Here is a 13096-nt window from a genome sequence, read left to right on the forward strand (position 1 = left end):
TGTGACCATAGGTGGGCTCACCCCTGCACACAGTGACATGCACCGTGACATCCACCGAGCGACACCGGCCAGCGACCGACCACGAGAAGCACAGCGACCACTTGCGACACCACGAGGCTTGAACGCAGTGAACTTCACGCGCTGGAGCGCCCGTTTTCCCGGAACGCAGCGCCGCGCCGCCGCACGGTCCGAACACGCCGCCGCACAGGCCAAGCGGGGTGAGGGCGCCGTTCCGGCAGCCCGCGGCGCCGCCGCCCGCCCGGCAACGGCGCCGGACGGCTGCCCAGCCGACCCCGCGGACCCCACGGTCTGCGGGACGGGCACAGGAACCGGCACCGGCAGCCGATCGGGCACCGGCAGCGGCGCCCTCGCCGCCGTGCCCTCCCTCGACGAGCTCTCCGTACGGGAGGTCCTCGGCCGGCTCCCGGCCCTCGTCGCCCTCGTCCACGGGCCCGAGCACCGCGTCGCCTACGTCAACGACGCCTACACCGCGGGCTTCGGCCCCCGCCCCACCGGCGCACCCGCCCACGACGCCCTCCCCGAACTCGGCGAACTCGGCCTCCTCCCGCTCCTCGACCAGGTCCAGCGCAGCGGCAAGCCCCGTACCGCCAAGAACCGCACCGCCCCCGGCGGCGCCAGCTCGTACACGGTCACCTGCACCCCCGTCGAGTTCCCCAAGGCCGACACCGAAGGCGGGGCCGACCCCCACCACACCGGGGTCCTGATCCACCTCGCCGACGTCACCGACCACGCCGAAGCCGTCGAACGGCTGCGCGCCAGCGAGCGCCGCCAGCGCGAAGCCGCCGTCACCCTCCAGCGCTCCCTCCTCCCGCAGGAACTCGAACAGCCCGACGACCTACGCATCGCCGCCACCTACCAGCCCGGTGGCACCGAAGCGGCCGTCGGCGGCGACTGGTACGACGTCATCACCCTCGGCGCCGGCCGCACCGCCCTCGTCATCGGCGACGTCATGGGCCGCGGGGTCCGCGCCGCCGCCGTCATGGGCCAGCTGCGCACCGCCGTCCGCGCCTACGCCCGACTCGACCTGCCCCCGCACGAGGTGCTCCAGCTCCTCGACGGCCTCGCCGCCGAGATCGACGCCAGCCAGATCGCCACCTGCGTCTACGCCGTCCACGACCCCAACGAGGGCCTCCTCGCGTACGCCTCCGCCGGCCACCTCCCGATCCTCGTCCGCGACGAGGACGGCACGGTACGCCGCGCCGCAGACCCCACCGGCCCGCCGCTCGGCACCGGCGGCTGGCTGCACACCTCCGGCACCATCGCCCTCGGCCCAGGCTCCACCGCCGTCCTCTACACCGACGGCCTGGTCGAACGGCGCGGCGAGGACATCGACGAGGGCGTCGCCGCCCTGGAACGCGCCCTCTCCGGAGCCCAGGGCACCCCCGCCGTCATCTGCGACCGCCTCATGCGCGCCCTCGGCGTCGACGCCGACCACGACGACGACGTCGCCGTCATGGTCCTCCAGCAGCCCGCCCGCACCGGAGCCGATGCCGAGCTCTTCCACAACGCCGCCCTGGAACTCCTCGGCGGCATCGAGGCCGCCCCGCGCGCCCGCGCCTTCGCCTCCGGAGTCCTCGCCTCCTGGCGCTTCCCGGTCGAACTGTGCGACCTCGGCGTCCTCGCCGCGAGCGAGCTCGTCGCGAACTCCCTCCAGCACGGCACGCCGCCCATGCGGCTGCGGCTGCGCCGCACCGACCGCCGCCTGATCATCGAGGTCACCGACGGGGACGACCACCTCCCGCGCCGCCGCCGCGCCGAACCGGCCGACGAGACCGGCCGCGGCATCTCGATCATCGCGACGATCGCCTCGTCCTGGGGCTCCCGCCGCACCCCGGGCGGCGGCAAGGCCGTCTGGTGCGAGTTCGCCCTGCCGGACAAGTAGGGGTACGCGAAAGGCCCGGTCCACCCGGACCGGGCCTTTCTCCCCTCTCCTCCGCGGGCGCGTATCTCCTACGCGGGCACGCGCTCCGGCTCGGCGACCTTCACGGCCACCGCCGGCACCGCCTCGCCCTTCAGCAGCGACGGCCTGTCCTGCACCGGGCTCAGCTGCTTGCCCAGCCGCAGTGCCAGCCACGCGATCCCCAGCGAGACCAGGACGAACACCCCGATGTAGAGCATCGGCACCCCCGCACCGAGCGGCACGCCCAGCGGCCCGAGAGCCAGCGCCATCTGCTTGACCAGCGCGAAGGCGGAGTTGTACTGACCCACCGAACCCTCCGGCGCCAGGTCGGCCACGAGCGGGGCCAGGGTCGGCGACAGCATCGCCTCGCCGATGCCGAAGAGCGCGTACGTCGTGATGAACGCGGCGGCGGCCATCAGCGCGCTGCCGTGCCCCAGCCCCGAGAACCCGGCGATGACCCACGCGACGGCCCAGATCAGGCCGACCAGCGCGATCACGCGCGACCGACGGCGCTTCTCGACCAGCTTCAGCACGACGAACTGCGCCACGACGATTGCACCGGTGTTGGCGGCCAGCGCGAAGCCGAGGGTGGACGGGGAGATCCCGGCGGCCTCGGTACCGAAGGCGGCGAGCCCGGACTCGAACTGCCCGTAGCAGGCGAAGAAGATCACGAAGCCCAGGACCAGCAGCTTGACCATGGCCCTGTGCTCGAGCAGCCGCTTCCACGCACCGCCCGCCCGGGACTCGTCCCGCGGCACGGCGTCCTTGATGCTCGGCGCGTGCGGCATCCGCACGGTGAGGATGACCCCGGCCAGGACCAGGAACATCACGGCCTCGATGCCGAACAGCAGGGTGAAGCTGCCGGGCCGGCTCTCGTCGACGATCTGGCCGCCGATGAGGCCGCCGATGCCCAGGCCCAGGTTCTGCATGAAGAACTGGAGGGCGAAGGCACGCGTCCGGGTGGCCGGCGTCGAGCACCACACGATCATCGTGGCCAGCGCCGGCTGCATGACGGCCTGCCCGGCGCCGAGCGCCAGGGCGGACAGCAGGATCGGCACGATGCCCGTCGAGAGCCCGAGAGACAGCGCGCCTGCCGACGCGGCGACGGCCGCACCGACGACCACGGGGACGGGACCTCGGCGATCGATGACCCGACCGGTGAGGGGCAGCGCGACCAGGGCACTCACGGCGAAGGCCACGAACGCACTCGTGGCCGCCATGGAGCCCAGACCTCGCACCTGCGCCACGTAGATGTAGAGGAACGGAACCGTGAAGCCGATGCCGAACGCGGTCAACGCGTTGCCGGCCTGGATCCGCCGCATCGCAGCGCCCATCACCTTGGTCACTTCTCACCTGCCCTTGCAGAACTGAAGTCCGAAGACTTCATAGCTAAAGTTCGATCCTTAACTCTACACATCGAAGGAGTTAGACGCCAACGGGCCCATGCGATACTTCGAACCATGGGTGACACCCCCGACGGCACTGCGCCCGTCCATGAGCCGAGCCTCGACGAGCAGATCGCCGTCTACCAGCGCGAGTTCCAGGACCTCGATCCCCAGGTCGAGAAGGTGGTCTCGGCACTGAGCCGGCTGAACCGCCGCATGAACGTCGCGTACGGGCGCCAGACCGCCGCCCTGGGCATCAGCAACGCGGAGTGGGAGGTCCTCAAGGCCCTCGTCATCTCCGGAGCCCCGTACCGGATGGGCCCGAGCGAGCTCGCGAAGCAGCTGGGCCTCACGCCGGCGGCGATGACCCACCGGATCGACCGCATGACGGCGGAAGGCCTGGTCACGCGCGAGCGGGACGAGTCCAACCGCGTCCGCGTGATCGTGGAGCTCACGGACGAGGGCCGCAGCAAGTGGCTCGACGCCATGCGCGCGGCCACGGTCTTCGAGGAGGACCTCCTCCAGGACCTCTCCACGGCGGAACGCGGCGTGCTGGGCGACATGCTCACCCGGCTCCTGGACCGCGTGGAGGACCTCCAGTCGCCGAGCTGACGGGCCCTTCAGCTGCGGAGTTGACACGGACCCCGCGGGTCCGTAAGGTTCTTCGAGTTGTCCCTGAGCCGGAAGGTTTTGGCGACGACAAATCCCGCCGCCTCGTTGCGGCACCCAACTCAGCACGATCTCCCACCGGGAACCAATTCGGCATGCCCGAATTAATTTCCGAAGGTCGATTATGAATCGACCGGGAAATCCACTAGAGTTCAGGGAGTCGGAAGGGCCCAACAGCCCGGAAGACAAACCCCGCTGACTGGGGGTCAGGCCCGAAAGAGTCTGATAGAGTCGGAAACGAAGAACGAAGCCCGGAGGAAAGCCCGAGAGGGTGAGTACAAAGGAAGCGTCCGTTCCTTGAGAACTCAACAGCGTGCCAAAAATCAACGCCAGAAGTTGATACCCCGTCCACTTCGGTGGATGAGGTTCCTTTGAAAAAGACCTGTGAGGTCGCGGTTCGCCGTGATGCTTGCAGGCAACAACACAGCGAGGACGCAGTGGTCAGTCGGTCATATTCCGACCATGACTGGCCCGCTCAACGTGTGTGTGCACCGGATTACCGGTAAACATTCATGGAGAGTTTGATCCTGGCTCAGGACGAACGCTGGCGGCGTGCTTAACACATGCAAGTCGAACGATGAAGCCCTTCGGGGTGGATTAGTGGCGAACGGGTGAGTAACACGTGGGCAATCTGCCCTTCACTCTGGGACAAGCCCTGGAAACGGGGTCTAATACCGGATAATACTCCTGCCTGCATGGGCGGGGGTTGAAAGCTCCGGCGGTGAAGGATGAGCCCGCGGCCTATCAGCTTGTTGGTGGGGTAATGGCCCACCAAGGCGACGACGGGTAGCCGGCCTGAGAGGGCGACCGGCCACACTGGGACTGAGACACGGCCCAGACTCCTACGGGAGGCAGCAGTGGGGAATATTGCACAATGGGCGAAAGCCTGATGCAGCGACGCCGCGTGAGGGATGACGGCCTTCGGGTTGTAAACCTCTTTCAGCAGGGAAGAAGCGAAAGTGACGGTACCTGCAGAAGAAGCGCCGGCTAACTACGTGCCAGCAGCCGCGGTAATACGTAGGGCGCAAGCGTTGTCCGGAATTATTGGGCGTAAAGAGCTCGTAGGCGGCTTGTCACGTCGGATGTGAAAGCCCGAGGCTTAACCTCGGGTCTGCATTCGATACGGGCTAGCTAGAGTGTGGTAGGGGAGATCGGAATTCCTGGTGTAGCGGTGAAATGCGCAGATATCAGGAGGAACACCGGTGGCGAAGGCGGATCTCTGGGCCATTACTGACGCTGAGGAGCGAAAGCGTGGGGAGCGAACAGGATTAGATACCCTGGTAGTCCACGCCGTAAACGTTGGGAACTAGGTGTTGGCGACATTCCACGTCGTCGGTGCCGCAGCTAACGCATTAAGTTCCCCGCCTGGGGAGTACGGCCGCAAGGCTAAAACTCAAAGGAATTGACGGGGGCCCGCACAAGCGGCGGAGCATGTGGCTTAATTCGACGCAACGCGAAGAACCTTACCAAGGCTTGACATATACCGGAAAGCATTAGAGATAGTGCCCCCCTTGTGGTCGGTATACAGGTGGTGCATGGCTGTCGTCAGCTCGTGTCGTGAGATGTTGGGTTAAGTCCCGCAACGAGCGCAACCCTTGTCCTGTGTTGCCAGCATGCCCTTCGGGGTGATGGGGACTCACAGGAGACCGCCGGGGTCAACTCGGAGGAAGGTGGGGACGACGTCAAGTCATCATGCCCCTTATGTCTTGGGCTGCACACGTGCTACAATGGCCGGTACAATGAGCTGCGATACCGTGAGGTGGAGCGAATCTCAAAAAGCCGGTCTCAGTTCGGATTGGGGTCTGCAACTCGACCCCATGAAGTCGGAGTCGCTAGTAATCGCAGATCAGCATTGCTGCGGTGAATACGTTCCCGGGCCTTGTACACACCGCCCGTCACGTCACGAAAGTCGGTAACACCCGAAGCCGGTGGCCCAACCCGTAAGGGAGGGAGCTGTCGAAGGTGGGACTGGCGATTGGGACGAAGTCGTAACAAGGTAGCCGTACCGGAAGGTGCGGCTGGATCACCTCCTTTCTAAGGAGCACAGTACCGATTGCAGACAAACGTTCTGCACGGTCAGCTCATGGGTGGAACGTTGATTAGTTGGCACCAGACGGTCTGATGGTTCTCGAGTACTGCTTCGGCGTGGAAAGAGGAGACGGAAGACTGACTGGTGCTTGGCACGTTGTTGGGTCCTGAAGGTACGGCCGTATGGTCTTGTCTTCAGTGCCGGCCCCAGTGAACTCGCCAGCTTGTCTGGTGGGGTGATGGGTGGCTGGTCGTTGTTTGAGAACTACACAGTGGACGCGAGCATCTGTGGCCAAGTTTTTAAGGGCGCACGGTGGATGCCTTGGCACCAGGAACCGATGAAGGACGTGAGAGGCCGCGATAGGCCCCGGGGAGCTGCCAACTGAGCTTTGATCCGGGGGTGTCCGAATGGGGAAACCCGGCAGTCGTCATGGGCTGTCACCCGCTGCTGAACACATAGGCAGTGTGGAGGGAACGAGGGGAAGTGAAACATCTCAGTACCCTCAGGAAGAGAAAACAACCGTGATTCCGGGAGTAGTGGCGAGCGAAACCGGATGAGGCCAAACCGTATGCGTGTGATACCCGGCAGGGGTTGCGCATGCGGGGTTGTGGGAATGAGCTTGATCGGTCTGCCGGCCGGTCGGCGAGTCAGAAACCGTTGATGTAGTCGAAGGACATGCGAAAGGTCCGGCGTAGAGGGTAAGACCCCCGTAGACGAAACATCAGCGGCTTGCTTGCTCATCTCCCAAGTAGCACGGGGCCCGAGAAATCCCGTGTGAATCTGGCGGGACCACCCGCTAAGCCTAAATATTCCCTGGTGACCGATAGCGGATAGTACCGTGAGGGAATGGTGAAAAGTACCGCGGGAGCGGAGTGAAATAGTACCTGAAACCGTGTGCCTACAAGCCGTGGGAGCGTCGCTGTATGTGCTTGCACATACAGTCGTGACTGCGTGCCTTTTGAAGAATGAGCCTGCGAGTTAGCGGTGTGTAGCGAGGTTAACCCGTGTGGGGAAGCCGTAGCGAAAGCGAGTCCGAATAGGGCGATTGAGTTGCACGCTCTAGACCCGAAGCGGAGTGATCTAGCCATGGGCAGGTTGAAGCGGAGGTAAGACTTCGTGGAGGACCGAACCCACCAGGGTTGAAAACCTGGGGGATGACCTGTGGTTAGGGGTGAAAGGCCAATCAAACTCCGTGATAGCTGGTTCTCCCCGAAATGCATTTAGGTGCAGCGTCGTGTGTTTCTTGCCGGAGGTAGAGCACTGGATAGGCGATGGGCCCTACCGGGTTACTGACCTTAGCCAAACTCCGAATGCCGGTAAGTGAGAGCACGGCAGTGAGACTGTGGGGGATAAGCTCCATGGTCGAGAGGGAAACAGCCCAGAGCATCGACTAAGGCCCCTAAGCGTACGCTAAGTGGGAAAGGATGTGGAGTCGCAGAGACAACCAGGAGGTTGGCTTAGAAGCAGCCACCCTTGAAAGAGTGCGTAATAGCTCACTGGTCAAGTGATTCCGCGCCGACAATGTAGCGGGGCTCAAGCGTACCGCCGAAGTCGTGTCATTGCAGCAATAGGGCCAACGCCCGCTGTGATGGGTAGGGGAGCGTCGTGTGCCGGGTGAAGCAGCAGCGGAAGCTAGTTGTGGACGGTTCACGAGTGAGAATGCAGGCATGAGTAGCGATACACACGTGAGAAACGTGTGCGCCGATTGACTAAGGGTTCCTGGGTCAAGCTGATCTGCCCAGGGTAAGTCGGGACCTAAGGCGAGGCCGACAGGCGTAGTCGATGGACAACCGGTTGATATTCCGGTACCCGCTTTGAAACGCCCAATATCGAATCAGGCGATGCTAAGTCCGTGAAGCCGTTCCGGACCCTTCGGGGAAAGGAAAGTGGTGGAGCCGACGAACCAGACTTGTAGTAGGTAAGCGATGGGGTGACGCAGGAAGGTAGTCCAGCCCGGGCGGTGGTTGTCCCGGGGTAAGGGTGTAGGCCGAGGGGTAGGCAAATCCGTCCCTCATATAAGGCTGAGACCTGATGCCGAGCCGATTGTGGTGAAGTGGATGATCCTATGCTGTCGAGAAAAGCCTCTAGCGAGTTTCATGGCGGCCCGTACCCTAAACCGACTCAGGTGGTCAGGTAGAGAATACCGAGGCGTTCGGGTGAACTATGGTTAAGGAACTCGGCAAAATGCCCCCGTAACTTCGGGAGAAGGGGGGCCATCACTGGTGATCGGACTTGCTCCGTGAGCTGGGGGTGGCCGCAGAGACCAGCGAGAAGCGACTGTTTACTAAAAACACAGGTCCGTGCGAAGCCGTAAGGCGATGTATACGGACTGACGCCTGCCCGGTGCTGGAACGTTAAGGGGACCGGTTAGTGCGCTTTCGGGCGTGCGAAGCTGAGAACTTAAGCGCCAGTAAACGGCGGTGGTAACTATAACCATCCTAAGGTAGCGAAATTCCTTGTCGGGTAAGTTCCGACCTGCACGAATGGCGTAACGACTTCTCGACTGTCTCAACCATAGGCCCGGTGAAATTGCACTACGAGTAAAGATGCTCGTTTCGCGCAGCAGGACGGAAAGACCCCGGGACCTTTACTACAGTTTGATATTGGTGTTCGGTTCGGCTTGTGTAGGATAGGTGGGAGACTTTGAAACCCCAACGCCAGTTGGGGTGGAGTCGCCGTTGAAATACCACTCTGGTCGTGCTGGATGTCTAACCTCGGTCCGTGATCCGGATCAGGGACAGTGTCTGATGGGTAGTTTAACTGGGGCGGTTGCCTCCCAAAGGGTAACGGAGGCGCCCAAAGGTTCCCTCAGCCTGGTTGGCAATCAGGTGTTGAGTGTAAGTGCACAAGGGAGCTTGACTGTGAGACCGACGGGTCGAGCAGGGACGAAAGTCGGGACTAGTGATCCGGCGGTGGCTTGTGGAAGCGCCGTCGCTCAACGGATAAAAGGTACCCCGGGGATAACAGGCTGATCTTCCCCAAGAGTCCATATCGACGGGATGGTTTGGCACCTCGATGTCGGCTCGTCGCATCCTGGGGCTGGAGTCGGTCCCAAGGGTTGGGCTGTTCGCCCATTAAAGCGGTACGCGAGCTGGGTTTAGAACGTCGTGAGACAGTTCGGTCCCTATCCGCTGTGCGCGTAGGAATATTGAGAAGGGCTGTCCCTAGTACGAGAGGACCGGGACGGACGAACCTCTGGTGTGCCAGTTGTCCTGCCAAGGGCATGGCTGGTTGGCTACGTTCGGGAGGGATAACCGCTGAAAGCATCTAAGCGGGAAGCCTGCTTCAAGATGAGTATTCCCACCTCCTTGAGAGGGTAAGGCTCCCAGTAGACGACTGGGTTGATAGGCCAGATGTGGAAGCCCGGTAACGGGTGGAGCTGACTGGTACTAATAGGCCGAGGGCTTGTCCTCAGTTGCTCGCGTCCACTGTGTTAGTTCTGAAATAACGAACAGCTGTGTTCATGCCAGCGTTCAAATTTCATAGTGTTTCGGTGGTCATAGCGTTAGGGAAACGCCCGGTTACATTCCGAACCCGGAAGCTAAGCCTTTCAGCGCCGATGGTACTGCAGGGGGGACCCTGTGGGAGAGTAGGACGCCGCCGAACAATCATTGTGGGAAAGCCCCGCACCTTATGGTGCGGGGCTTTTCTGCGTTCAGGGGGCTTCTGACAGAGCTGCTCGGTATCGTGGCCAACGTTCCCCTGGAGGCACGATGACAGCCCAGCACCTCGAAGACGACGGTCCGCTCATCCCCCAGCCGGCCATGACGCGCGAAGCCCTGCGGGACGCTGTGCGCCGGATCGACATGCCGTACCTCGCCGAGTTCGACAGGGAGTGCCACGCGGCGTTCGACCGCGCAGCGGAGACGGGCGCCATCAACCCGCTCCGCTTCTTCCTGATCAAGTGGGCGACGCACGTGGCCCTCCACCGCTGGCCCGCGCGCTCGGCAGCGCTGCTCGAGGCCGAACGCATCGCCGGCGACCCGGCCGTCACGGAAGCGGAGTTCCGGGCGGCCATGGAGACGAGCAGTCGCATCCTCGCCGAGGCGCAGCGCGAGATCGGTCAGTGAGCGTTTTCAGCTTCGCCACTCCAGGGTGACGCCGTGGCCCTCGCTTGAGTCCTGGAAGCTCCGAGGCTGGGCCCGCCGGGCACGGTGGGTTGTCTGTGAAAAGTCGCGGGCGGTCACTTCGCTGAGGGGCCGGCCCTGCGATTCGGGGCGGAAGATGATCGTGGGGAGGGATGGAACGCATGCTCGAAGTACCATCCCTGCAAGCTTCTCCGGCCGGTACTTCCCAACCTCCGCAGTGGTGTAGTCGGACGGAGACATCCCTGTAGAGAGGGCAGAGGGCAGAGGGCGATGAGTGTGGCTGAGAGTTGGTCGCGTGTGATGAGTCTTCTTCGGGAGCACGCGCCGGCCGATCACGCGGATCTGCCGGGGCCCGCTACGGAGCAGATGCTCGCGGCAGCCGAGGAACGGATGGGGATCTCCCTTCATGGGGACCTGCGGACGTGGCTGTTGCAGAACAATCTGGATCTGCCGGAGGAAGATTTTGACGACGACGTGATGTGCTGCGGCTTCGACGGGTTTCCAGACGAGGGAAGCTTCTTTCTGGGCATCCGGGCGATGGAGAGGCTCTACGCGAACCGCTCCACGTCCTGCGGATTCGACCCTCCGGACCAGCCGGACTACCCGTTCTGGCGTAACGAGTGGATCCCGTTCCTGTCGGACCAGGACGGCTGGATGGGAAAGTTCATCGATGTGCGGGACGGGCGCGTCGGCAGCTGGTTCGTGGGTGAACCCACGGTCACGGGCGAGTACGAATCGATGGCCCAGTATTTCGACTCCGTAGCGGAGACGCTGACGAGGATCGCCGATGGAAGCTCCCCGGTCTGTCGGTTCACCGAAGGTCGACTTGTCTGGTCGTGAGGCGGTTTCCAACTGGATGACGGCCATTCCCAATCCGTCCTCGCCCTGGTACGGCACTGAGATTCATCAGTGTTGACGTTCCAGGGTGAGGATGGCTGCAACGATGACGGTCATGCGGTTGGGGCTACAGCGGGCCCGGCGGAGGATCTGCCAGGACTTGAGTCGCGCGATGCTTCGCTCGACCGGTGCTCGTGCCGCTGACAGGGCTCGGTTAATCGTCCGCTGGATTGTGGTGAGGTCCCGGTTCGGAAGCCGTCTGATCGGTGTGGTCACCCAGGGGCCGGCGCCGATGTAGGCGCGGTCGGCTAGGACGGGAACGCCCTGGCGTTCGCAGATCCGGATGATGCGGTGTGTGCGGGCCGCGGTCAGGTCATGGGTGCGGCCGGGCAGCGCGGGTGAGATCCACAGCAGCTTGCCGGTGGGATCGGCCACGACCTGCACGTTCACGCCGTGACGGCGGTGCTTTTGGGAGAAGTCGGCCCGGCTGTCGCCGACCCGGTCGCACTCGGCGAGCGTCCCGTCAAGCAGGACGTGATCAGGATCGGCTTCCCGCAGGACACGCAGCAGGCCGGGTGCCCGACCGGACAGGTGCTCGACGACGGCCTTGCCGTAGGCGTGGACGGTGCCGACGGATATGCCGAAGCCGGCGGCGATCTGTGAGAGCGTGTCGTGCCGACGAAGGTAGACCAGGCCGACTAGGGCGCGCTGGTGGGGCGGCAGCTTGCAGCGTCGGTCCCCTCACGGGTGACGATGAGCATGGATACCCACTCGACCAGAGCCTGAGGCAGGTCGAGCGCGGCACGATGGGGATCCAACAGGGCTCCTGTGCCGATGGGTTGAGACTTCGAACACCTCCCTCAACGGCGCGGGAGCCCTGTGCGTTGCGGTCCTCATCCTGACTCGGCCAGGGTCACTCGACCAGGGGCCACTCTGAAAGAGCTCAGTGAGTCCGCGGGGCGAAGGGATGGCGAACGACGGCGGCTGGGCATGGGAATGCGACCCCAGCCGCGAGTGGGTCCTCGGTGGCATGGCCGCCGAGGACCAGAGAACGGTCGGCGCCGTGATGGACGGCCTGGTGGATCTGGCCTCGAGGGGGATCGACCCCAAGGACGGCAGCCTCTACGAAGACCCCAGCCCCCTGCGGCTTCGTACGTACGAGGACGAGCACGTGATGCTCTGGTACCAGACGATCCCCCACCGCAGCCGCGTCTACCTGAAGCGCGTCAACCTCTGACCGCCGTGGTCCATCCGGTGCCGAATCGAGGTCAAGGGCGACGACCAGGGGCGGTGCAGCCGCGTACCTCGCGCCGCCTACCCGTTTCGGAGGACCTTCCCAAGGCGTTCGCCGAATTCGGCGGGATGTGTCGTCAGGCCGGTGTGTCCGCCGGGGAAGTGCACGAGTGGCGTGCCGAGATGCTCGGCCAGGAGCGCGGCCGGACGGTACGGCAGTTCGTCGCGTGAGTCCTGGCCGCCGGCGAGCACGAGCCGGTCCGTCACCGTCCCCAGTCGGGTGATGTCCGGGACGTAGGACATGAAGCCGGGGACGATGCGTCCGATGAAGTACGGCAGGTTGGCCATGGTCTGTTCGGCCCGGGCTGCAGCCTGGGGCGGAAGGGTGACGGCGGCCTTCGGCTCTGCGGCCTCGCCGTCCTTCTTCAGGCCGGCGGCGAACACGGCCATCGCCGGCATGAGTCCCTGGGTGCGCAGTGTCTCCTGTACGCGTGCGAGGAGCGCACGGTGCTCGGGGGCGTCCGGAAGGATCTCCACCAGCGGCGGTTCGTGCGCCACGAGTCGCTCGACGCGTTCGGGAAAGGTGGTGAGCAGGTGTACGGCGGCAATCGCGCCGGAGCTGGTGCCGAACACGCGGGCGGGTTCTCCCGGCGACAGCAGGTCCAGTATCCGCAGCGCGTCCTCGCCGTGGTCGGACACTCGCTGCACGGTCTCGGCGTCGTCCAGTGTGCTTCGGGACATGCCGCGCGGGTCGTAGGTCGCGACGGTGTATTCGGCGGCCAGGTCGTCCGCGATCCCGTCGAAGGAGGCCGCGCCGCCGGATCCGCCGGGTATCAGCAGCAGTAGCGGGCCCTGCCCGCGTACTTCGTAGTGCAGGGTCGCGCCGTTCACGCGCAGGCTACCGGTGGTCGGAGCGGTCATGAGGAGTCTCCTT

At 64.3% G+C, this 13096-nt stretch carries 8 protein-coding genes, 3 rRNA genes and 1 pseudogene (1 of these 12 cut by a window edge); 8 read left to right on the forward strand and 4 right to left on the reverse strand.

From position 1 onward, the window contains the following. Positions 1-127 precede the first annotated feature (127 nt). A complete protein-coding gene (locus AB5J51_RS21815) occupies positions 128-1903 on the forward strand; it encodes a SpoIIE family protein phosphatase (RefSeq protein WP_369780290.1) in 1776 nt (591 codons plus the stop codon). 68 nt (positions 1904-1971) lie between these two features. Here the strand turns inward: AB5J51_RS21815 and AB5J51_RS21820 are convergent, their stop codons facing one another. Next, on the reverse strand, positions 1972-3267 hold the full coding sequence (locus AB5J51_RS21820) for an MFS transporter (RefSeq protein ID WP_369778422.1): 1296 nt from the start codon (positions 3265-3267) through the stop codon (positions 1972-1974). Between the two features lie 114 nt (positions 3268-3381). Here AB5J51_RS21820 and AB5J51_RS21825 point away from each other — a divergent pair, with 114 nt between their 5' ends. From AB5J51_RS21825 to AB5J51_RS21850, 6 genes are all read left to right on the forward strand, one after another. Next, positions 3382-3918: a MarR family winged helix-turn-helix transcriptional regulator gene (locus AB5J51_RS21825; RefSeq protein WP_030292304.1), complete on the forward strand. Its 537-nt coding sequence runs from the start codon at positions 3382-3384 to the stop codon at positions 3916-3918. A 566-nt stretch (positions 3919-4484) separates the two neighbouring features. Continuing rightward, positions 4485-6009: ribosomal RNA gene (locus AB5J51_RS21830) — 16S ribosomal RNA — on the forward strand. 284 nt (positions 6010-6293) lie between these two features. Beyond that, positions 6294-9417: ribosomal RNA gene (locus AB5J51_RS21835) — 23S ribosomal RNA — on the forward strand. 76 nt (positions 9418-9493) lie between these two features. Then, positions 9494-9610: ribosomal RNA gene (rrf, locus tag AB5J51_RS21840) — 5S ribosomal RNA — on the forward strand. Together the 16S, 23S and 5S rRNA genes form the textbook arrangement of a ribosomal RNA operon. 107 nt (positions 9611-9717) lie before the next feature. After that, complete coding sequence (locus tag AB5J51_RS21845; RefSeq protein ID WP_369778423.1) at positions 9718-10074, forward strand: DUF6247 family protein; 357 nt, start codon at positions 9718-9720, stop codon at positions 10072-10074. 288 nt (positions 10075-10362) lie between these two features. After that, on the forward strand, positions 10363-10932 hold the full coding sequence (locus AB5J51_RS21850; protein ID WP_369778424.1) for an SMI1/KNR4 family protein: 570 nt from the start codon (positions 10363-10365) through the stop codon (positions 10930-10932). A 66-nt stretch (positions 10933-10998) separates the two neighbouring features. Here AB5J51_RS21850 and AB5J51_RS21855 read toward each other — a convergent pair. Then, positions 10999-11747 (reverse strand): annotated as a pseudogene (locus AB5J51_RS21855) (transposase family protein). 149 nt (positions 11748-11896) lie between these two features. Here AB5J51_RS21855 and AB5J51_RS21860 point away from each other — a divergent pair. After that, entirely contained in the window at positions 11897-12166 is a 270-nt protein-coding gene (locus tag AB5J51_RS21860; RefSeq protein ID WP_136227701.1) for a hypothetical protein, read from the forward strand. A 77-nt stretch (positions 12167-12243) separates the two neighbouring features. Here the strand turns inward: AB5J51_RS21860 and AB5J51_RS21865 are convergent, their stop codons facing one another. Further along, positions 12244-13083, reverse strand: coding sequence for an alpha/beta fold hydrolase (locus tag AB5J51_RS21865; RefSeq protein ID WP_369778425.1), 840 nt, complete (start codon positions 13081-13083; stop codon positions 12244-12246). After that, a protein-coding gene (locus AB5J51_RS21870; protein WP_136227703.1) for a TetR/AcrR family transcriptional regulator crosses the window boundary here: on the reverse strand, positions 13080-13096 show its final stretch. 577 nt of this gene lie beyond the right edge of the window; only the last 17 of its 594 coding nucleotides appear in the window; its start codon lies off the right edge, out of view — the gene reads right to left on this strand; the stop codon is at positions 13080-13082. The genes AB5J51_RS21865 and AB5J51_RS21870 overlap by 4 nt, the downstream gene beginning before the upstream one ends.

Source organism: Streptomyces sp. R33 (assembly GCF_041200175.1).
Classification (GTDB): Bacteria; Actinomycetota; Actinomycetes; order Streptomycetales; family Streptomycetaceae; genus Streptomyces; species Streptomyces katrae_B.